Annotated in this window: 21 protein-coding genes; 10 read left to right on the top strand and 11 right to left on the bottom strand. The window is 68.4% G+C overall.

Features of this window, described 5'->3' with window-relative positions:
* Nucleotides 1-43: 43 nt before the first annotated feature.
* Entirely contained in the window at nt 44-775 is a 732-nt protein-coding gene (locus tag H7A87_RS13005; RefSeq protein WP_119128495.1) for an SIMPL domain-containing protein, read from the top strand.
* Between the two features lie 299 nt (nt 776-1074).
* Nucleotides 1075-1746 carry an energy transducer TonB gene (locus H7A87_RS13010; protein ID WP_119128494.1) on the top strand — a complete coding sequence of 224 codons (672 nt, stop codon included), beginning with the start codon at nt 1075-1077 and terminating at the stop codon, nt 1744-1746.
* Between the two features lie 237 nt (nt 1747-1983).
* On the opposite strand, the gene rlmH is transcribed toward H7A87_RS13010, so the two are convergent.
* On the bottom strand, nt 1984-2454 hold the full coding sequence (rlmH, locus tag H7A87_RS13015; RefSeq protein ID WP_016903756.1) for a 23S rRNA (pseudouridine(1915)-N(3))-methyltransferase RlmH: 471 nt from the start codon (nt 2452-2454) through the stop codon (nt 1984-1986).
* Nucleotides 2455-2575: 121 nt separating this feature from the next.
* On the opposite strand from rlmH, the gene H7A87_RS13020 reads away from it, so the two are divergent.
* Complete coding sequence (locus H7A87_RS13020; RefSeq protein ID WP_119128493.1) at nt 2576-4117, top strand: alkaline phosphatase PhoX; 1542 nt, start codon at nt 2576-2578, stop codon at nt 4115-4117.
* Nucleotides 4118-4336: 219 nt separating this feature from the next.
* Here H7A87_RS13020 and H7A87_RS13025 read toward each other — a convergent pair whose 3' ends face one another.
* The 7 genes from H7A87_RS13025 to H7A87_RS13055 all read right to left on the bottom strand — a co-directional run bounded on the left by H7A87_RS13025 (nt 4337) and on the right by H7A87_RS13055 (nt 12389).
* The gene (locus H7A87_RS13025) at nt 4337-5452 is read right to left on the bottom strand and encodes a J domain-containing protein (RefSeq protein WP_119128492.1); all 1116 of its coding nucleotides are present in this window, start codon (nt 5450-5452) and stop codon (nt 4337-4339) included.
* Nucleotides 5453-5463: 11 nt separating this feature from the next.
* Nucleotides 5464-5874 (bottom strand): ribosome silencing factor, encoded by a 411-nt coding sequence (gene rsfS, locus H7A87_RS13030; protein WP_119128491.1) that lies wholly within the window; start codon nt 5872-5874, stop codon nt 5464-5466.
* Nucleotides 5875-5931: 57 nt separating this feature from the next.
* Nucleotides 5932-6615: a nicotinate-nucleotide adenylyltransferase gene (nadD, locus tag H7A87_RS13035; RefSeq protein WP_232087978.1), complete on the bottom strand. Its 684-nt coding sequence runs from the start codon at nt 6613-6615 to the stop codon at nt 5932-5934.
* Between the two features lie 179 nt (nt 6616-6794).
* Nucleotides 6795-7823, bottom strand: coding sequence for a DNA polymerase III subunit delta (holA, locus tag H7A87_RS13040; protein ID WP_119128489.1), 1029 nt, complete (start codon nt 7821-7823; stop codon nt 6795-6797).
* A 185-nt stretch (nt 7824-8008) separates the two neighbouring features.
* Nucleotides 8009-8650, bottom strand: a complete 642-nt coding sequence (gene lptE, locus H7A87_RS13045) for an LPS assembly lipoprotein LptE (RefSeq protein WP_104648057.1) — start codon at nt 8648-8650, stop codon at nt 8009-8011.
* A gap of 412 nt (nt 8651-9062) precedes the next feature.
* Nucleotides 9063-11705 carry a leucine--tRNA ligase gene (gene leuS, locus H7A87_RS13050; protein ID WP_104648059.1) on the bottom strand — a complete coding sequence of 881 codons (2643 nt, stop codon included), beginning with the start codon at nt 11703-11705 and terminating at the stop codon, nt 9063-9065.
* A 72-nt stretch (nt 11706-11777) separates the two neighbouring features.
* Nucleotides 11778-12389: a DUF998 domain-containing protein gene (locus tag H7A87_RS13055; RefSeq protein WP_119128487.1), complete on the bottom strand. Its 612-nt coding sequence runs from the start codon at nt 12387-12389 to the stop codon at nt 11778-11780.
* Between the two features lie 206 nt (nt 12390-12595).
* On the opposite strand from H7A87_RS13055, the gene trxA reads away from it, so the two are divergent.
* The 3 genes from trxA (at nt 12596) to H7A87_RS13070 (ending at nt 15114) form a co-directional block, all read left to right on the top strand.
* A complete protein-coding gene (gene trxA / locus H7A87_RS13060) occupies nt 12596-13453 on the top strand; it encodes a thioredoxin (protein WP_119128837.1) in 858 nt (285 codons plus the stop codon).
* A 121-nt stretch (nt 13454-13574) separates the two neighbouring features.
* Nucleotides 13575-14024 carry a DUF4442 domain-containing protein gene (locus H7A87_RS13065; RefSeq protein WP_104582204.1) on the top strand — a complete coding sequence of 150 codons (450 nt, stop codon included), beginning with the start codon at nt 13575-13577 and terminating at the stop codon, nt 14022-14024.
* 184 nt (nt 14025-14208) lie between these two features.
* A complete protein-coding gene (locus H7A87_RS13070; protein ID WP_104582203.1) occupies nt 14209-15114 on the top strand; it encodes a peptidylprolyl isomerase in 906 nt (301 codons plus the stop codon).
* Nucleotides 15115-15159: 45 nt separating this feature from the next.
* On the opposite strand, the gene H7A87_RS13075 is transcribed toward H7A87_RS13070, so the two are convergent.
* Nucleotides 15160-16047 (bottom strand): DMT family transporter, encoded by an 888-nt coding sequence (locus H7A87_RS13075; RefSeq protein ID WP_104581901.1) that lies wholly within the window; start codon nt 16045-16047, stop codon nt 15160-15162.
* Nucleotides 16048-16217: 170 nt separating this feature from the next.
* Here H7A87_RS13075 and H7A87_RS13080 point away from each other — a divergent pair, with 170 nt between their 5' ends.
* The 3 genes from H7A87_RS13080 to H7A87_RS13085 all read left to right on the top strand — a co-directional run bounded on the left by H7A87_RS13080 (nt 16218) and on the right by H7A87_RS13085 (nt 17828).
* Nucleotides 16218-17210, top strand: a complete 993-nt coding sequence (locus tag H7A87_RS13080) for a LysR substrate-binding domain-containing protein (RefSeq protein ID WP_104581900.1) — start codon at nt 16218-16220, stop codon at nt 17208-17210.
* A complete protein-coding gene (locus H7A87_RS20855; RefSeq protein WP_232087979.1) occupies nt 17211-17444 on the top strand; it encodes a DUF2867 domain-containing protein in 234 nt (77 codons plus the stop codon).
* A 90-nt stretch (nt 17445-17534) separates the two neighbouring features.
* Nucleotides 17535-17828: a hypothetical protein gene (locus tag H7A87_RS13085; protein WP_104581898.1), complete on the top strand. Its 294-nt coding sequence runs from the start codon at nt 17535-17537 to the stop codon at nt 17826-17828.
* Nucleotides 17829-18031: 203 nt separating this feature from the next.
* Here the strand turns inward: H7A87_RS13085 and H7A87_RS13090 are convergent, their stop codons facing one another.
* Nucleotides 18032-18835, bottom strand: a complete 804-nt coding sequence (locus tag H7A87_RS13090; RefSeq protein WP_119128486.1) for a DUF4349 domain-containing protein — start codon at nt 18833-18835, stop codon at nt 18032-18034.
* Nucleotides 18832-19182: an aldehyde-activating protein gene (locus tag H7A87_RS13095; RefSeq protein WP_180496685.1), complete on the bottom strand. Its 351-nt coding sequence runs from the start codon at nt 19180-19182 to the stop codon at nt 18832-18834. Before H7A87_RS13095 ends, H7A87_RS13090 begins: the two co-directional genes overlap by 4 nt.
* 97 nt (nt 19183-19279) lie before the next feature.
* Here H7A87_RS13095 and H7A87_RS13100 point away from each other — a divergent pair, with 97 nt between their 5' ends.
* Entirely contained in the window at nt 19280-21085 is a 1806-nt protein-coding gene (locus H7A87_RS13100; protein ID WP_119128485.1) for a DUF885 domain-containing protein, read from the top strand.
* Nucleotides 21086-21176: the final 91 nt, after the last annotated feature.

The following is a 21176-nucleotide window of genomic DNA, read 5'->3' on the forward strand; positions in this document are numbered from 1 at the left end:
CATCGAACCCGCAACACGCTTCCCTTACAGACCAGGAGATCTCATGCGTACCACCCTCAAACCGTTGTTGCTGGCCCTGTCCATCGCTGCCGGAACCGCCATGACCGCCCACGCCCAGACCACTCCGAGCTACACCATTCCCAACGATGGCACCCTGCTCAACGTGTCGGCCGAGGCGGAGGCCAAGCGCATCCCGGACATCGCCACGCTGTCGGCCGGCGTGGTCACCCAGGCCGCCGACGGCAACGCCGCCATGCGCCAGAACGCCGAGCAGATGAGCAAGGTCATGGCCGCGATCAAGGCCGCCGGCATCGCCGACAAGGACGTGCAGACCACCGGCATCAACCTCAGCCCGCAGTACACCTACAAGGAGAACGAGGCGCCCAGGATCAACGGCTACCAGGCCAGCAACACCGTCAGCCTCAAGGTCCGCGACATCTCGCGGCTGGGCAAGGTCCTGGACGCACTGGTCGCCCAGGGCGCCAACGACATCAACGGCCCCAGCTTCTCGGTCGACCAGCCCGAGCCCGCCTATGACGAAGCGCGCGTGGCCGCCCTGAAGAAGGCCCAGGCCCGCGCCGACACCTACGCCAAGTCGCTGGGCCTGAAGGTGCGCCGCATCGTCAGCATCTCCGAAGGCCGCGGCGGCGGCTTGCGCCCGATGATGATGGCCGCCTCGATGCGCTCGGCCAAGGCCGAGATGGACACCCAGGTCGCCCCGGGCGAGAGCACCTTGTCGATCAACCTGGACGTGACCTTCGAGCTGGGTCGTTGATCCAGCCGCGATCGCGTTCGGTGTGATTTCAAGACTGCCCTCCTCGAGGGCAGTTTTTTTTGGGGCACGCCGCAAGTTCCGGTACCTGGCCTTGCGATGCCACCGGTCCTTCGAACCGCACGAGCCTGCGGCGCCGACTTATCTGTGCGGATCGCGGCAACCGGGCGAATCAGCCAGCCGACCTCCGGCGCTTCGAAATCACTTGTGCCCGTGCAAAGGGCGCGGTAAACCTACGCTACCGGATGGTGTCGTGCGTCCGGGTCGCGCTGGTCCTTTCCGCAGTTCCGTTGAGGAGGTGGATGATGGTTCGCACGCAATCCCAGGTTTCTTCCCGATCCACAGGCATCGACAGCTCGCGCGTCCTGGCGATGAGCACGGCGGTGGCCCTGCATCTGCTGGCCGGCGGGCTGTTGTTGATTCCGCTCTCGTACCGGACGGTTCCGCAGCCGCCCGCACCGAAGGAACGCTGGGTCATGCCCGTCACCATCGCGACGCCACCACCGCCGGTGATCAAGGTCAAGCGGGAGTTCACGCCGAAGGTGCCGCACACACCGCCGACCACGGTCCCGGTGCCGGTGCAGACCCCGGTGATCAGTCAGCCGGCCGTGGTCGAAGACGCAGCGGTCGCCTTACCTGCAGTCACGGACGCAGTCACCGACAGCGCGCCGGCGATTGCCGCACCCAGCGGCCCGGTCGAGGCAGGCCAGCTGCACTACCTGAGCTCGCCGGCGCCCAGTTACCCGGTGGCGGCCTTGCGTGCCGGGCAGCAGGGCACGGTACTGCTGCGCGTGCTGGTCGGCACCGATGGCCGCCCGGCCGAGGTGAGCGTGCAGACCAGCAGCGGTCATCGTGCACTGGACCTGGCCGCACGCAGCCAGGTGCTGCGCAGCTGGCGCTTCCAGCCGGCGATGCAGAACGGCCAGGCCGTGCAGGCGTATGGCCTGGTGCCGGTGAGCTTTTCGTTGAACTGATGCGTCATTACCTGCGGCGACTCGGATGCCCGGTCGCCGCACGGTCTGGCGTTGCGCAGCCGGCTGCTGCAAGGCCACGGTTTCAGCTATTGCATGCGCATCGTTGCAGTGCGCCTTGCGTGCACACGACGACGTGCGGTTTCGCGGATCGGGTTCAGGGTGCGCCCGGCTACTTGCCGCACATCCATCTCGAAAGCGCAGCGGATACGCGCGGATTACCGCCATCGCGCATGCCGCTTACGCGCGGTGATACGGATGATTGGCCAGCATCGCTGCAGCGCGGTACAGCTGCTCGGCGACGATCAGGCGCACCAGCATGTGCGGCAGGGTCAGCGGGCCGATCGACCAGCTTTCGCTGGCGGTTTTCAGCACCTCGGCGGCGTGACCTTCGGGGCCGCCGATCAGGAACGCCAGATCCCGGCCCTGCCCGCGCCAGTGCTCCATGCGCTGGGCCAGCTGTTCCGAACTGAGCGGGCGGCCCGGGATGTCGAGCGCGACCACGTAGGCGTTCTTCGGCAACGCGGCAAGCACGCGGCGGCCTTCGTCGTCGATCGCGCGTTGCGCGTCGCGGCCCTTGCCGCGCAGGCCGGGTTCGATCTCCACCAGCTCCAGCGGCATCCAGTGCGAAAGACGTTTCTGGTATTCGGCAAAGCCCTGCGCCACCCAGGCCGGTGCACGCTCGCCGGTAGCGATAAGTCGGCATTTCATGACCACATGATATCCGCGTCACAGCTTGGGCATCGGAACCGGGGCGATCACGCCGGTGTCATGGTGCGGTTACAGCGGGCTTCTAGCGTCGGCGCACTACCCAGCCCGCAGGAGTCGTTCGATGCCGATTTTCGATCCCGCCCGCCGCCAGGTGCTCAAGGGCAGCGCTGCCGTGATGGCCGCCGGTGCGCTTGGCAGTTTGAGCGCGCTGCAATCGCGCCAGGCCCAGGCCGCCAACAGCGCCTCGCCGCCGCTGCAACTGGCACCGGTGCCCAGCCGCTATGGCCCGCTCGCGCCGGTCGCCGACCAGAGCACCGGGCTGCCGTTACTGCAGTTGCCGCGCGGTTTCAGCTACCGCTCGTTCGGCTGGAGCGGCGATCGCATGGACGATGGGCAGCCCTGCCCCGACCGCCATGACGGCATGGCCGTGGTCGGCCTGCGTCGGCCGGACTGGCGCCCGGGCAGCGATCCGCTGCGCGGCCTGGAATACGTGCTGATCCGCAACCACGAACGCGGTGCGGCCACGCCGTTCCGCGCACCGGCGATGTACGACACCGGCCTCGTCAGCGGCACCCAGCTGGCCGGCGGCGGCACCACCACCCTGAGTTACGGCCGCCGCGGCTGGGGCAGCCTGGAGCCGAGCCTGGGCGGTACGCTGGTCAACTGCGCCGGCGGCCCGACGCCATGGGGCACCTGGCTGAGCTGCGAAGAGATCAAGACCAATGCGGTGTCCAGCACCGGCCGCAAGCACGGCTACGTGTTTGAAGTGGACCCGGACAGCCAGCGCACCACCGGCCGGCCGCTGGTCGGACTGGGCCGCTTCAGCCATGAGGCGGTGGCGATCGATCCGCGCACCGGCATCGTCTATCTCACCGAGGACGACCGCAACAAGGCCGGCCTGTATCGCTTCATTCCCAATGACCGCCGTGGGCGGAATGGCTCGCTGGAAAACGGCGGCCGCCTGCAGGCCGCGCGCGTGCGCGGACGTCGCAACGCCGACCTCACCGTCGCCAGCATCGGCCAGCAGTTCCAGCTGGAATGGGTGGATATCGACGAACCGGATCTGGACAGCATCGCCGCGCCCGCCGGTTTTGCCGACATCGGCGCCAACGACACCCTGAGCGGACCGTTTGCGCAGGCCTGGGCAGACGGGGCGCTACGTATGAGCCGCGGCGAAGGCATCTGGTACAGCTACGGCAAACTCTTCATCGTCGACACCAGCACCGGCGTGGATGCGCAGGGCCGGCGCGGTTACGGCAATGGTGCGGTGTGGGTGCTGGACCTGTTCACCCAGCGCCTGAGTGCACTGTTCGTCAGCGGCAATCAGCTGGCCGCGCACAACCCGGACAACGTCACCGTCAGCGCGCGCGGCGGCGTGGTGCTGTGCGAAGACGGCGGCGAGAGCCCGGACGACTACGGCCCCGGCGCGCGGCTGCTCGGGCTGACCCGCGGCGGCGAATCGTTCTACCTGGCCAAGAACAACGTGCAGCTCACCTCGCAGCAGATCGCCGATGCCGGCAAGACCATCGCTGAAGGCGATTACCGCGATACCGAGTTCTGCGGCGCCTGCTGGGACCCGCTGGCGCGCACCTTGTTCGTCAACATCCAGACGCCTGGCATCACGCTGGCGATCACCGGGCCGTGGGAGCGCGGGCCGTTGTAAGCCTGTGGCCCTGAGCTGGCTGTCTTAGGCATAGGGCAACGGCCAGCGCTGCCGAACGGACCGGCCTCCGTTCGGCAGCGTCGCTCCGGCCGCCGGCACAACGCCACGCATGCACGCGTCCCGATTGCAGGGCGGGCAGCGTGTCCAGCCAAGGCTGCGCGCCGCATGCGCGCGCGCGATGGCGGGTGTGCAAGCCGCCAACCACCATAAAGACCGGGATCAGAACCAGGGCGCGTCGGGCGCGTCGGACATGGCGCGCTGCAGCTTCAACCAGCGCTTGAGCGATTGCGGATCTTCCAGCTCGCGCAGGCCCCTGCGCGCCTCCATCAGCTCGTCCTCGAGCTCGCGCTTGAGCTGGGCCATCAACCGGCCCAGTCGCTCGGGCCTGGGTCGCGCTGCCAGCTCCAGCCCGTATTCGGCGCAAAACTCGTCCGATTGCTGCTGCAGCTGCTGCTGCAACTGCCTGCACTGCCGGTCCAGTTCGCGGTTGTAGTCCTGCAGGCGCGCGGCGCTCATCGCGTCCACGCCCCGTGCGTCCATCAGGCCGATCTCGGCCTGCAGTTCGAGCAGGCCCAGCAGATCGCCGGCCTTGTAGGCGGCGTTGAGCCGCTGCATCAGGATGGTACGCGCGGCGTGGTCGTCGGCGTCCCTGGCGCGGTCCGGATGCAGATTGCCGGCCAGCTTGCGATACAGCTCGCGCACCGGCGGCGGCTCGGCATTCTCCCCCACCGCCTGCTTCTCGGCACGCTTGCGCCGCTGCGTACCGCGTTGCTGGTGTTGCGCGCGCTCCTGCTGCAGACGCTCGCTGACGCGCTCGTAGAGCTCCTCGGGCGACTCGATACCATCCAGCTCGTCGGCACCCAGTCCGTAGGCCTGGCCGAGGATCTGCTTCATCAGCGCATCGGATTCGGCCACTTCCCGGTCGTAGCCGACGGCGCTGTGGCGATCGTAAATCGGGCGTAGTGCCTCGTGGCCGGCCTCGATCAGCGGGGCGGCGACGTCGCACAGCAACTCGGACAGGAAGGCGCGATCGGCCTTGCCCAGCTTGACCGTGGCATGCGCGCGGTCGAGCGCTTCGACCAGCGCAATGTCGGCCGCACGGCGCTGGTCGAGCAAGGGCTGCAATTGGGTGTGGTAACGCTCGCGCCATTGCGAACGCGCGAGGTGCCAGGCCTGCAGGTCGGCGCGATGCCGTTCCAGGTCGCGCAGCAGGCGGTCGAAGCGCTTGCGTGCCGGCGACAGCGGCGCGCCGGACGGTTGCCCGGCCTGGCTGCGCAGCTGTTGCAGCGCCTGCGCGGCAGGCGCATCGGTCGGGGGTCGGGCATTGCGCGGCATGCCCGGCCCACTCACTCTTCGGGGTCGGCGCCCGCGTCGTCCGGACGCTGGTCGCCCACTGTCCACAGGCGCTCCAGTGCATAGAACTCACGCACGCGCGGCAGCATCACATGCACCACCACATCGCCCAGGTCCACCAAGACCCACTCGGCCTCGCGCTCGCCTTCCACGCCCAGCGGCATGACGTCCAGCCGCTTGGCGAACTTGACCACTTCTTCGGCGATCGACTTCACATGGCGGGTCGAGGTACCCGAGGCGACCACCATGTAATCGCAGACGCTGGACTTGCCGCGCACATCGATCTCGACCACGTCCTTGGCTTTCAGCTCCTCCACGGCCTCGCGCACGGTGGCCAGCAGGGCCGGCACGGACGGCGGCGGATTCGGGATGGAGGTCTTGATGACTTGGGCTTGGGTGGTCAAAGCGGGTAACTCGATGGAATTGGCGTGAATTATAGGCCGGTCCGGCCGGCTGCGTGTTCAGCGAGTCGGCGGGGCGCAGCCATAGAGGCCTTCGTGCGCGATAAATGCCGCCACCGATGCCGGCAGCAGCGCCTGCCAGTCGCCGCCGCCGGCGATGCGCGCGCGCACGGCGCTGGCCGATTCGCCGCGCAACGGCTGATGCAACCGCCACAGGCGGCCGGCCGGGGCAGTGCCCAATTCGCTGGCGCTGGCAGTCCACCTGCCCTGCACCGCCTGGGCAAGCTGCGGCGCCTGGTCCAGATCCAGCGGTGCGCCTGGACGCTCGGCAACGACGAAATGCGCCAGTTCGAACAAGGCCTGCCAGTGATGCCAGCTGCCCAGCCCGACGAAGGCATCGGCACCGAGCAGCCAGGCGATCGGTGTCGTGGGGCCGAGTTCGACGCGTAGTTCGCGCAAGGTATCGACGGTGTAGGACGGCGCGCCCCCCTGGCCGGCGCGGCGCAGTTCGCGGGTGTCCAGCACCAGCCCTGGCGTGTCGGCCAGCGCCAGCTCCAGCATGCGGGCGCGCTGCGCAGCGGTGGCGCCGGGCGCGGGGCGGTGCGGTGGGTCGGCGGCCGGTACCAGATGCACCCGCGCGCCCAGCTCGTCGCGCGCGGCGCAGGCGATGGCGAGGTGGCCCAGGTGGATTGGATCGAAGGTGCCGCCGTAGTAGAGGTGGAGCCGGGAGTCGGGAGTCGGGATTGGAGAATCGGAAGAGCGCGGGTTCGGCGCTGCCGGGTGGGCGTTGGTAGGCGGCGAGGTGTGGGCCGCGCTGCCGGGGGTGGCCGCAGCTGTGGCCTGGCCGGGGGGTGCGCTGCGTGGGCAGACGGGGCGCGCATCCTCGACGCAGGCGCGGTCTCCGGGGGCGGCATCGCCGGCGTTCACACCAGCAATCTCACCGCGCGGGCTTCGGCCACGGCCACCAGCAGGCGTTCCAGGCCGACCCAGGGGTCGCCGTCGGCGCGGCCCTTGGCCATGCGGTCGACCCGCGAGGCTTCGGCGACGAAGCGCTCCCAGCGACGTGGCTCGGGGTGCCGCTGCAGCGCGCGCTTGAACGGCGCCTGGCGCGATTCCCACAGGCCCTGCGCCTTCATTTCGGCAGCGAGGTTGCCGCCGTTGGCCTGCACTTTGGCCAGGGCCGCAGTACGCAGCAGTTCCTTGATCAGGATCGGCATCAGTGCGGCCACCGCCTCGCCTTCGGCGCGCAGGCCGGCCAGCATGCGGATCACTGCAGCCGGTTGCCCGGAAAACGTGGTTTCGGCCAGGCGGAACACGTCGTAGCGCGCGGCATCGGCGACCAGCGATTCCATCGCCTCCAGGTCCAGCACCTTGCCATCGGCCAGCAGCACCAGCTTGTCGATTTCCTGTGCAGCGGCCAGCAGGTTGCCTTCCACCCGCTCGCTCAGGCCCTGCACGGCGGCAGCGTCCGCACGCAGGCCGTGGCTGCGCAGGCGGCGCTCGATCCAGTCGGAGAGCTCGTGCGGCTTGATCGCCCAGGCCACCGCAATGGTGCCGATGCGGCCGACCGCGTCGGCCCACTTGCCCTGGTGCGCCTTGCTCCAGTCGTTGGCGGTGATCAACAGCACCACATCCGGCGGCGGGTTGGCGCAGAAGCGGGTGATGACCTCGGCGCCGTCCTTGCCCGGCTTGCCGCTGGGCAGGCGCACTTCCACCAGCCGGCGCGGACTGAACAGGCTGGGCGCATTGAAGGTCGCATCCAGCTGGTTCCAGTCGAACTCCCGCCCGTCGGCATCGAAGACCTCGCGCTCGCTGATGCCTTCGGCACGCGCCTGTGCGCGCACCGCATCGGCCGCTTCCAGCACCCGCAAGGTTTCCGGGCCGGCGATCAGGTACACCGGCTGCAACGGCTGGTTGGACTGGCCGGCCAGCTGTTCTGGACGAAGTTCCATGACTACGGAAGTTCCATGACTACGAGAACACGCGCGACTGGACCGTTACCGACAAGACCGCGTCGGCGGCGGCCGTCGCGGCATGGTCAGCGCGCGGCAAGTGCGACATGCGCCTGGCGCACGCCAGTTCCGGACACCGGGCGCGGCTGCCCGGCAGATGCGCGGACGGGCTGATCACCGGCTGCTCAGTTATTGGACGAGGACGCTGGCGGCAGCGACGCCGGCACGCTCGATTCCGGCGTGGACGGCTGCACGGGCGGCGTGGCGGCCGGCGGCAGCGGCGCGCTCGGCGTGCTTTCCAGGCTTTCGCCACGCTGCACGCGGGCGCGCACCACGCTGTCGATACGGCGCAGGATCGAGGCGGACATGTCCTTGCGCAATTCGTCGGCGAGGATCTCGCGCTCGGTCGCGGTACCGGTGGCGTCCACCGGTGGCGACACGTAGTCGCGCGACAGCTCGATGACCTGCTGCGGCACCAGCACCGAGCCGTTGGCGGTGGTGACGGTGAAGATGGCGGCGTAGCGCAGGCTGTATTCCTGCGCACGGCCCTGGCTGTCGATGGCGATCGGCAGATCGCCCCAACGCTCGGACAACACCTGCACCTGCGCGAAGCCGGTCTTGGCATCTTCGTCGGCCAGGGTGGCGCCGGCAGCCTTGAGGCCACGCCGCAGCAGCTTGGCCAGCTCGCTGTACTGCACCGCGGACTGCACCTTTACCGCGGGCGTATCCGGCGGCAGCGCCAGCGAGTTGCGCAGATGGAAGCCGCAGGCGGTGAGGCTCGAGACGAGCACGAGGGACGCAGCGAAGGCAGTAGGGAATCGAATCATGGGCACAGTCTGGATGAGCGCCCCGGCGGCGGCAACAGGCGGCTAGCCTGCCCGACACCGCGTGAACGGGGCTTGAGAGGGCGCGGCGAAAAAACGCCGCGCCCAGGAATGAAAAACGCGTTGCCACGCGCCGGTGCAGTGAATGACCAGGAGCCACCCCGGCAATCTCGCCTGCACATCGCCAAGCGCGACTGAAATGAAGGACCAGGAACCATCGCGGAAACATCACCCATGCGTCGCAACGCACCAGTGCAGTCAATCGCACAGACCCCCTGCAGCACCCCGACCCGCGCAACAGCACGCGCCAGTGCAACACGCTGCCGACATCGCCGCAGCGACCTCGCACCGCGTCGCCACGCCGCTCCGGGACACTGCCCGAACCGGCAATGGCGACCTAGCCGATCAGCGAGGATCAACCCGCCACGATATTCACGATCTTGCCCGGCACGATGATGATCTTGCGCACGCTCAGCCCTTCCAGGAACTTGGCCGCGTTCGGCTCGGCCTGGGCCAGCGCTTCGATCTGCTCACGTCCGGCATCGGCAGCGACCTCGATGGTACCGCGCAGCTTGCCGTTGATCTGCACCGCCAGGGTCAGCGCGTCGCGCACCAGCGCGGCGGCATCGACCTGCGGAAACGCGACATCTTCCAGCAGCGTCTCGTCGCGGCCCAGCACCTGCCACAGGGCGTGGCTGGCGTGCGGGGTGATCGGGTTGAGCAGCAGCACCATCGCTTCCAGGGCTTCCTGGCGCACTGCACGCCCCTGCGCGCTGGCATCGTCGAACTTGGCCAGCGCGTTGGACAGTTCCATCACCGCGGCAATGGCGGTGTTGAAGCTGTGGCGGCGGCCGTAGTCGTCGTCCACCTTGCCGATGGTTTCGTGGGTCTTGCGGCGGATCGCCTTCTGCTCGGCGTTCAGCGCGGCGGCATCCAGTGCAGCGGCGGCACCCTCGCCCACATGCTTGTGCACCTGCACCCACAGCCGGCGCATGAAGCGCGCCATGCCATCGACGCCGGCCTCGTTCCATTCCAGCGACTGCTCCGGCGGTGCGGCGAACATCGAGAACAGCCGCACGGTGTCGGCGCCGTACTTGGCCACCATCGACTGCGGGTCCACGCCGTTGTTCTTGGACTTGGACATCTTCTCGGTGCCGCCGATGTGCACCGGCTGGCCGTCGGCGATTAGTACCGCGCCGGTGACGCGGCCGCGCTCGTCGCGCTGGATCTCCACGTCGGCCGGATTGATCCAGTCCTTGCCGCCATTGTCGGCATCGCGGTAGAAGGTGTCGGCGATGACCATGCCCTGGGTGAGCAGGTTGGTCACCGGCTCGTCGCTGTCCACCAGCCGCGCGTCGCGCATGAGCTTGTGATAGAAGCGGAAGTACATCAGGTGCAGGATCGCGTGCTCGATGCCGCCCACGTACAGGTCGGCCGGCATCCAGTAGTTGGCACGGCGATCGACCATGTCGCGCGCGTTGGGGCTGGTGTAGCGCGCCACGTACCAGCTCGACTCCATGAAGGTGTCGAAGGTGTCGGTCTCGCGCTCGGCCGGGCCGCCACAGTCCGGGCAGGTGGTCTGGCGCCAGGTCGGGTCGGTCTTGATCGGCGACCCGGTGCCGGAAAATTCCACGTTCTCCGGCAGCACCACCGGCAACTGGTCTTCCGGCACCGGCACTGCGCCGCACTTGGCGCAATAGATCACCGGAATCGGGCAGCCCCAGTAGCGCTGGCGGCTCACGCCCCAGTCGCGCAGGCGGTAGTTGACCCGACGCTGGCCCTGGCCCTTGCGCTCGAAGCGCTCGGCCAATGCCTCGAAGGCGCCGCCGAAATCCAGGCCGTCGAACTCGGCCGAATTGATCAGCTCCAGCGGGCGGCTCTTGTCGGTGTACCAGTCGCGCCACTGGGTGGCATCCCAGGTTTGCTCTTCTTCGTTGCGCGGCTCGCGCAGCTTGACCACCTGCACGATCGGCAGCGCGTACTTGTTGGCGAACTCGAAATCGCGCTGGTCGTGGCCCGGTACCGCCATCACCGCGCCGGTGCCGTAGCCCATCAGCACGAAGTTGGCCACCCACACCGGCACCTGCTCGCCGCTGATCGGATGCACCGCGGTCAGGCCCGTGGCCATGCCGCGTTTTTCCTGGGTTTCCAGCTCGGCTTCGGAGACGCCGCCGTGCTTGAGCGTTTCCAGCAGCGCCGCCAGTTCCGGATTGGACCTGGCCGCATGCAACGCCAGCGGATGCTCGGCGGCGATCGACACGAAGGTCACGCCCATCAGCGTGTCCGGGCGGGTGGTGAACACGCGCAGCGGATCCAGCGCGGTGCCGTCGGTGTCGCGCACGTCGAACTGGATCTCCAGCCCTTCCGAGCGGCCGATCCAGTTGCGCTGCATGGTCTTGACCGAGTCCGGCCAGCCCTCCAGCTGGTCCAGGCCGTCGAGCAGCTCCTGCGCGTAATCGGTGATGCGCAGGAACCACTGCGGAATCTCGCGTTTTTCCACCAGCGCGCCGGAGCGCCAGCCGCGGCCGTCGATGACCTGCTCGTTGGCCAGCACGGTCTGGTCGATCGGGTCCCAGTTCACCACCGCGTTGCGCCGGTAGGCCAGGCCCTTGCGCATCAGCCGGGTGAACATGCGCTGCTCGTGCACGTAGTACTCGGGCGTGCAGGTGGCGAACTCGCGCGACCAGTCGATTGCGTAGCCCAGCGACTTGAGCTGGCCGCGCATGTGGTCGATGTTGGCGTAGGTCCACTTGGCCGGCGCGGTCTTGTTCTTGATCGCCGCGTTTTCCGCCGGCAATCCGAACGCATCCCAGCCCATCGGCTGCAGCACGTTGTGGCCGGTCATGCGCTTGTAGCGGCTGACCACATCGGAGATGGTGTAGTTGCGCACATGGCCCATGTGCAGCGCACCGGACGGGTACGGCAGCATCGACAGGCAATAGAACTTCGGTTTGTCCGAAGTTTCGTCGACCTGGAAGGCGCGGGTGGCATCCCAGAACTGCTGGGCGGAGGTTTCGACCTGCTGCGGGTCGTAGGCGTTCGGTTCGACGGTGGACATTGGGAGCGGATGCTCGGGCGGTGCAAAGCGGCACAGGGTACCGCAGTGCAGCAGGTGCTCCAAACGCTCGCCTCAGCCGGCGGCTCTGGCCGGCCAGCGCCAGGCCGCCACGGCCAGCCAGCCGACCCAGGCCAGGAACGCCAGGCGCTGGGCGATCGCCTGCCGCAGCAGGCCCGGCGGGCCGAACGCCAGCACCGCCACCAGCAGCCCCGCCGCCAGGCTCAGCCACGCCAGGACGCGGGTATTGGATTGGTTGAGCAGCGCGGCGGCGAGCAACAGCATGCCGGGCACGAAGGCCACCGCCCACAGCAGCCAGGCCGTGGCATGGGCCTGGCTGGCGCGCCCGTCCAGATCGGCGGGATCCAGCGGCAGCGCACCCATGCCGACAAAGGCCAGCCCGGCCAGCACGATCAACTGCCCGCCCACCCGCAGGCTCCAACTGGACCTGGCCGGCATGCGCGCCAGCAGGCTGACCCCGGTGGCCATGCCGAGCGCGCCGACCAGCACGAACGCCAGCAGGTTGAAGCCCAACGCATGCGGCACCCCATTGGCACCGAGTAAGGCCACCGGATGGCTGGCCTGCAGGTAACCGGGCAGCGCCACGCCGAAGCCGGCCACCGCCAGCACGAACACGGTTGCCGCGACCAGGCCCAGGTAGCGCTGGGTGCCATCGATGCGTGTCATTGCCTTGCTCCAACGCCGGGCGCAGGCTGCGCCGCCAGGACGCGGCATTGTCGTGCCGGGCGCGCCTGGCGTGAACCCCTGCCGGCATGACGGCCGGCAGCATGGCGGCCGACCGCGCGCCGGCACGCCTGGCCACCGCCAGCCTTGTGTCGGCCCGGTTTGCCACCATTACCTCCCACTGTTGCCGCAATCACTTCTGGAAGCCCATGTCCGACAAGCCGCACGTATTCGATGCCACCACCGACACCTTCGAGACCGAGGTCCTGCAGAAATCGTTGACGACACCGGTACTGGTGGACTTCTGGGCCACCTGGTGCGGCCCCTGCAAGTCGTTGACGCCGATCCTGGAAAAGCTCGCCGCCGACTACAACGGCGCCTTCGAGCTGGCCAAGGTCGATGTGGACAAGGAGCAGCAGATCGCCGCCGCGTTCCAGATCCGCTCGGTGCCGACGGTGTTCCTGGTCAAGGGCGGCGAGCTGGTCGACGGCTTCCCGGGTGCGATGCCGGAAGGCCAGGTGCGCGACTTCCTCACCCAGCACGGCGTGCTGCCGGCCGAGGCGCAGGTGGTGGAAGACCTGCCGCCGGCCCCGCTCGAGCCGCAGGACCAGGTTGCCGCGCTGCGCGAGGCGATCGCCGCCGAGCCGGACAAGGACGAGCTCAAGCTGGATCTGGCGCTGGCGCTGCTGAAGACCGGCGACACCGCCGAGGCCGAGCAGTTGATCGACGCCCTGCCCGCCAACCTGGCCACCGACGACCGTGCGGTGCGCGCCAAGGCACGGCTGGGCTTTGCCAATGTGCTCAAGGACGCGCCGGACGCCGACACCCTGCAGGCCGCCGTCGCCGCCAACGGCGCCGACCTGCGCGCGCGCCATCTGCTTGGCGTGCGCCACCTGCTCGACGGCAATGACGAAGCCGCGCTGGAGCAGTTCCTGGACATGCTGCGGCAGGACCGCGGCTTCGACGACAACCTGCCGCGGCGTAGCCTGATCGATGCGTTCCGGGTGATCGAAGACGAAGACCTGGTCGGCCGCTACCGCCGCAAGATGTCGTCGCTGGTGTTCTAGGCGCCGCCGGCACCACGGCGCCCGGTCTGCAGACCGGCCGGGCGCTGCCATCACCGACACAAGCTCCATACGCATGCGAATGGTATGCTGCGGGTCCGCCCCCGCCATGGACCCTGGCCGCATGCGTGCTTCCCTGTTCAAGCTCGGTATCAACCTGTGGCCGCCGTACCTGTTTGCCGGGATCCACGTCACCGCGTTGTCGGCCGACTATCGCCATGCCCGCGTCGAGTTGCGCCAGCGGCCGTGGAATCGCAATTACGTCGGCACCCATTTCGGCGGCAGCCTGTTCGCGATGACCGACCCGTTCTGGATGCTGCTGACCATGCAGAACCTGGGGCGCGACTACTACGTGTGGGACAAGGCCGGCAGCATCGAGTTCGTCAAACCCGGGCGCGGCACGGTGAGCGCGGATTTCGTCATCGACGATAGTGTGCTGGGCGAGTTGCGCGATGCCACCGCCACCGGTGAGAAGTACCTGCGTTGGTTCGAAAACAGCGTGCACAACCGCGATGGCGAGGTGGTGGCACGCGTGCGCAAGCAGCTCTACGTCAAACGCAAGCCGGCGCGCTGACCGGCAGACCGGCGCGCGATTGCAGCGCGGGCGCATGCTGGGCACCGACCGACTCCTTTGGGCAGGCATGGGTCGGCCGGCATTCACGGCGCATACGTCGTCGATGGCGCGCGTTGCGAACCCGCACTTTGCGCCCCTGCGCGCATTGGTCAAGAATCAGGCTTCTTCCCGACTGGCTGCCTTCATGCTGCTGCGCACTGTTGCTTCCGCCTGCCTGCTTGCCCTGGTGTTACCCGCTGCCGCCAACGCGGCCTATCGCAGCCCGCAACAGATCCTGGACGCCTCGCCGGCCAGCGCATGGCGCGTGCTCGACCCCGAGCGCACGCTGTACCTGGAACTGGATGGCGGACGGGTGATCATCGAGCTGGCGCCGCAGTTCGCGCCCGCGCACGTGGGCAACATCCGCACGCTGGCGCACGAACGCTTCTGGGACGGTCTCAGCATCTATCGCTCGCAGGACAACTTCGTGGTGCAGTTCGGCGACCCGGATGGCGAGACGCCGGCCAAGGCCAGGTCGCTGGGCTCGGCCAAGACGCACCTGCCGGCCGAATTCGAACGCACCTCGCAAGGCCTGGACTTCCAGCGCCTGCCCGACAGCGATGGCTGGGCGGCGCAGGTGGGCTTTGTCGACGGCTTCCCGGTCGGGCGCGACAGCGCCAGCGGCAAGACCTGGCTGGCGCACTGCTACGGCACCCTGGGCGCCGGCCGCAACAACGACGAAGACAGCAGCATCGGCGCCGAGCTGTATGTGGTCACCGGGCAGTCGCCGCGCCAGCTGGACCGCAACATCACCGTGGTCGGCCGCGTGGTCAAGGGCATGGAGTTGCTCAGCGTGATCCCGCGCGGGCCGGACCCGATGGGTTTCTACGAAGACCCCGCGCAGCGCTCGCCGATCCGTGCCATTCGCCTGGCCAGCGAGGTGCCCATGCCCGAACGCACGCCACTGCAGTTGCTGCGCACCGACAGCCAGACCTTCCGCGATGTAGTCGAAGCACGCCGCAATCGCAGGGACGACTTCTACAAGCGCCCGGCCGGGCATATCGATCTGTGCAATGTACCGTTGCCGGTGCGGGCGCCGCCTGCTGGCTAGTTCGGGATCGGGATTCGGGATTCGTAAAAGCGGGCGCGCTTGTTTTCAGCGGGCGCGCTGGCTGAAGGCGACGCTGCCCAGGATCAGCACCGCGGCCACCAGCATGGTCCAGGTCAACGGCTCGCCCAGCAGCGACCAGGCCAGCAATGCGCCGAACACCGGTACCAGGTAGGTCACCGTGGAGGCGCGTGCCGGGCCGATGCGCTGGATCAGGCGGTAATACATCAGGAACGCCAATCCGGTGCACACCACGCCCAGCGCGGTGGCGCAGGCCCAGGCCACGGCCGGCACCGGCGTGGTCGGCCACTGCAACCAGGCCAGCGGCGCCAGCAGCAGCGCACTGCAGCCCAGCGTGGACGCGGCCGATGCGGCCGGCGGCAAGTCGCCCATGTGGCGCTTCACCAGGTTGTAGCCGATGCCATACAGCAGCGACGCGGTGGCACCCGCCAGGGCCGCCGGGCCCACGCTCAACCCGGCCGACTTGCCGGTGGCCAGCACCAGCACGCCGATGAAGCCGACCAGCAGGGCCAGCGCACGCCGCGTGCCGATCTTCTCGCCGAAGAACAGGAAGGCGATCAAGGCGGTGAACAATACCGTCATCGCATTGCAGATCGCACCGATCGCGGCCGGCGCGTGTTGCGCGCCCCAGGCGAACAGCAGGAACGGCAACGCGGAATTGAGCACGCCGATCGCCGCCAGCATCGGCCAGCGATGCAGCGGGAACCGCGCCCGCGCCAGCCACAGGAACGGCAACAGCACCAACGCCCCGAGCGCCAGGCGGATTTCCACCAGCGCCACGGTGCCGAACTTGGGTGCGGCCACGCGCATGAACAGGAACGAGCAGCCCCAGACGATGCCGAGAAACCCCAGCTCTAGCGGGGTGCGCCATTCGCGTGTGGCAACGCCCGGCTGCGGCGCCGGTTGCGCGCTCATCGCCCCACCTGAGCAGGCTGCCGTGATGTGCTGGAACCGCAGAGGACAACATCAGGCAGACAGACGGACATGGCACGATCATCGCGATGGGGTACTGCAGCATCGGTTGCAGCCGCAGGCGCGACAAGCGCGTAGTATCGAGGCGAGCCACAAATCTCACTCATGCCTCGATGAACCTGCGCCCCACCCTGTTGCCCGCGCTGGGCGTGTTCGCCGCCGCCGCGCGCCACCAGAACTTCGCGCATGCCGCCGAAGAACTGCATCTGACCGCCAGCGCGGTCAGCCATCACGTGCGCAAGCTCGAAGCGCTGCTGGGCGTGACCCTGTTCCAGCGCCTGCCGCGCGGGGTCAAGCTCACCGCGGAGGGGCGCCAATTGGCCGATGCGGCCACCGCTGCGCTGGCCGACATCGCCTCGGTGGCCGGCAACCTGCATCCGCGCGAAGACGCCATCCCGTTGCGTGTGACCACCCTGCGCTCGCTGTCGTACTGCTGGCTGTTGCCGCGGCTGCCGCGCTTCTGTCGCGCGCACCCGCATATCCGCATGGACCTGCAGTCGGACGCGGCATTTTCGCGCTTCGAGGAAGGCGGCCCCGACCTGGGCATCCGCTATGGCCAGGGCGCCTGGCCCGGATTGACCTCGCATCATCTGATGGACGACGAACTGTTTCCGGTGGCGTCGCCGTCGCTGCCGGAGGTCGCCGCGCTGCGCACGCCGGCGCAGATCGCACAATTGCCGCTGCTGAGCGACATGTCGCCACAGGGATGGCGTGACTGGTTCCGTGCCGCGCAGGTGCGCGGCACCACGCTGCCGCCGATGCACACCTTCAACGACAGCACCGACGCCATGCGCGCGGCGGTCTATGGCCTGGGCGCGGTCCTGGCACGCAAGCACATCGCCCAACCGTATCTGCAGCGCTACGAGCTGGTGCGCCTGCCCGGCCCCACCCTCAAGGCGCGCTACGCCTACTACATCGTGCATCCCAGCCATCGCGTGCCTGGACCTGCGGCAATGGCGTTTATCGACTGGCTCAAGCGCGAGGCCCTGGACGAGCGCACCCCGATGCCGGCGCTGCCGGCGGAGCTGGTGGCGTTGCCGGCGCGCGAGACGGCGAGTGCGCCACGTGTGCGTCGGCGATCGCGCAAGGCCTCGGCGCACGAGTGACTGGAGCGGGCGCATGCGTCAGCTTCCGCGCTGCGCCGCGTGGACGCGCACACGATCGTGCTGACGATGGCCACGCAGGTCAGCTGCCGCAACCGGTTCGGCCACCTGCACATGGCTGCGATCCATCGCCTGCATCGTCACTACATCCTGCCGGCGATGTTGCGTGCGGCAGTCCAGCCTTTGCTGCATGTCGGGCAGCGGCCCGACGTCAGACGGCCGACCCGCCCGATGTGAATGAGCGCAGGCCGCGAGTGCCGTACACCATCACCTCGTTTTGTCCTGCCGGTGCCTAGGCTTTAGCTCCCCAATCCCTAGGACGTTCCCATGCCCACTCTTCGCATGCGTATCACCGGCACCGACGACGACGCGCGTGCCATCGCCAACCTGCTGCAGAGCATCGAAGGCATCGAGCACGTGGAAGAAGTCGATGATCTGATGCCGCACCTGGACGACGACGATTCCAGCTCGGCCGGCCTGTCCGACGACGAAGGTCCGGGCAGCCACGAATTCGAAGTGGAAGCCGGCAACGAAGCCACCGCGCAGAAGGTGCGCGACGCCGTGCAGGAACTGGCGCTGCGGCTGGATGTGTTTGTCGAATACGAATTCGACGAAGGCTGAGCGGGCGTCGTACCGCGTGCGCCGCCCTTGCGCGCAGTCGGCGTGTGGCGATGGTGCACCGAGGCGCTGCGCAACCATCGCAGACGAACGGCGTCACCGCGCGTGACCTGCGAGCGCGCAACGCCTCGCGTCACTGTCTGAAACAAGCGCGTCTCCAACACATGCGCGGCTGGTGCGGCATCGCCGGCCAGCCGCGCGGCCGATCAGGACATTCGGCGCCGCCGCGCGCGCCAGCGCCACGCCTGCAGCAGCAGCCAGCCGACGATTAGCCCCACCACCGCCACCGGCAGCAACGCCGCCACTGCGCGGATCACGAACGCCACGCTGGATGCGAAGACCTGGCCGAACCCGGCGGCCGCCTCGGCGATTTCGCCCCTGCCCTGCTCGCCCCCGGTCCCACGGAAATTGAGCGTCAGCAGCTGGGTGCGCACGCGGCGTTGCTGCTGCGCGGCGTCCTGCTGGGCCTGTTGCGCCTCGGCTTCGATCTCGGCCAGCCGCTTGGACAAGGCCAGCAGATCGGTCACGGCCAGGTCGCGGCGTTGCTGCAGCTCGAGCAGGCGTGCGTGTTCTTTCTGCAGGCGCGCCTGTGCCAGACCGGTGTCGGCGATCTGCTGCGCCAGATCCTCGGCGCGCGTGCTGCGCGCGGCGACATCGCCATGCTGGCCGGCCAGTTGCACCAGCGGCTCGATGCCGTCGGGCACCACACGCACGCTGACGCTACCACTGGGGTCGCGGCCACCGGTCTGCTCGACCGCCAGCAGCGCGCAGTCACCAAATTGCGCCGACTGGCAGGCAGTGCGAACCGCCACGATGCGTTGGCCGATCTGATCGGCCGGCAACTCGATCCGCACATCGTGCTCATACGCCAGCGCGTTGCCTTGCGCGGCCGGCGGTGCCGGTGCCGCAGCGCCGCCGTCTTCCGCCAGCTCTGCCGGCTGCCTGGAACATCCGCTCAGCGCCCAGCCCAGCAGCAACCCGGCCGCATACCGCTGCATCGCGCGCCTCATCGGCCGGCTCCGGCGACCGCATGCATGCTCGGCGCGGCCAGCTCCGGCACGCAGCGCAGCTTGACCACCAGGGCGGGCTCGCCGGCACCGGGACGCATCCCCGCGCTGATGGGCGCACTACCCCACTGCCGGCAGTGGGGATGCTCGATCCGCTGCCGGTCGATGCGCCAGGCCCCCAGCGCATGGGGCTCGCCCTGCAGGCGTGATTGCCTGCGCGTGCCGGACCACGGCAGGCCGCCATGGCCACGGCCCAACGGGCCATTGCCGTGGTACGCCCCGGTGATCGGCGCATCGGTTTCCAGCTCGAACGCGCTGCGTCCGCAATGACAGCTACCGGCGTGGTGCATGGTGATCCTCCTTGGAAGCGGCCACTCTAAACCAATGGCGGATGCGGACAAGCGCGCACATGCCTATGCTGGCCGATTGCTTCCATCGGGATCCACCATGCGTCAACGTCTGCTCGTCCTCGCCCTGCTCGCCGGCCTCGGCGCCTGCCAGCAACAGCCCCAATCGCCGCGCGCCGGCACCCCTGATGCCAGCGCCCAGGATGCGCAGACGCCGGATGCCCGCTTTGCGGCGCTGTCCAAGCGCGCGCTCGACACCTGGATGCAGCTGTCGCCGGTCACCGCCACCCAGACCGGCGATCACCGCTTCGACACGCAGATCGACGATCTGAGCAGCGCCGGCCGCCAGCGCAGCCTGGATGCCGGCAAGGCATTGCTGTCGGACCTGGATGCCATCGAAGTGGCCAAGCTGTCGCGCGAGAACCAGGTCGATGCAGCCATCTTGCGCAACCAGCTGCAATCGGAAATCTGGAACACCGAGGTGCTGCAGAGCTGGGCCTGGGACCCGCAGGTCTACAACGGCCTGGCCGGCAGCGCGCTGTATGGCCTGATGGCACGCGACTTCGCGCCGCTGTCCGAGCGCCTGACCTCGGCCACGCAGCGCATGGAGAAGATTCCCGGCATCTTTGCGCAGGCGCGCGAAAACCTGGACCCGGCCCGCGTGCCGAAGATCCATGCCGAAACGGTGGCCAAGCAGAACAAGGGCATCCTCAGCATCGTCGACACCTTCATCGCGCCCAACATCGGCCAGCTCGGCCCGATCGAAGCGGCCCGCGCGCAGGCCGCCATCGACGCTCTGCGCAAGGCCGTGGCCGAGCAGCAGACCTGGCTGGAGACCGTGCTGGTGCCCAATGCCAAGGGCGATTTCCGCGTCGGTGCGCAACTCTACGATCAGAAGCTGAAATTTGCGCTGCTGTCGTCGCTGTCGCGCGGCGAGATCAAGCAGCGCGCCGAGTCCGAGCTCAAGCGCGTGCGCAGCGAGATGTACGGCATTGCGCGCACCGTGCTCAAGGACAAGCCGGGCGCACCGAAGCTGCCCGCCTCGCCAACCGACGACCAGCAGCAGGCCGCGATCGAGGCGGCGCTGGAACTGGCCTATGCCGACAAGCCGGCACGCGACAAGGTGGTGGACGAGGCCAAGGCCGCACTGGCGCAGTCCACCGAGTTCGTGCGCCAGAAGGATCTGATGACGCTGCCCGATTCGCCGGTGGACATCATCCTGATGCCGGAATTCCAGCGCGGCGTGGCGGTGGCGTACTGCGATTCGCCCGGCCCGCTCGACAAGAATCTCAAGACCTTCTATGCGGTCTCGCCGATTCCCGACGACTGGAACGACCAGCAGGTCGATTCGTTCCTGCGCGAATACAACAGCCGCATGATCCATCTGCTCAGCATCCACGAAGGCACCCCGGGCCATTACCTGGAAGGCTGGCATTCGGCCAAGTTCCCCTCCACGCTGCGCGCGGTGCTGCGCTCGGGCATGTTCGCCGAAGGCTGGGCGGTGTACACCGAGCGCATGATGCAGGAACAGGGCTATCTGGATAACGACCCACTGTTCCACCTGGTGCAGCTCAAGTTCTACCTGCGCACCATCGCCAACGCCATCCTCGACCAGGGCGTGCATGTGGACGGCTGGGAGCGCGACAAGGCGATGCACCTGATGACCCACGACACCTTCCAGCAGGAGAGCGAAGCCTCGGGCAAGTGGGTGCGCGCGCAACTGTCGTCGGCGCAGCTGCCGACCTACTTCGTCGGCGTGCAGGAACATCTGGACACGCGCAAAGCGGTGCAGGACAAGCTGGGCGACAAGTTCAACCTGAAGGCATACCACGACCAGATGCTGTCCTACGGCGCCCCGCCGGTGCGCTTTGCACGCGAGCTGATGCTGGATCAGCCGATCGAGTGACCGATGCTTCTCCCGCACAAGGAAGAGCGGTTACTGCGGCGCTCATGCATGTCCCTTCTCCCGCACGCGGGAGAAGGTGCCCCGCAGGGGC

This window comes from Xanthomonas sp. CPBF 426, assembly GCF_903989465.1.
In the GTDB taxonomy this organism is placed as follows: domain Bacteria; phylum Pseudomonadota; class Gammaproteobacteria; order Xanthomonadales; family Xanthomonadaceae; genus Xanthomonas; species Xanthomonas euroxanthea.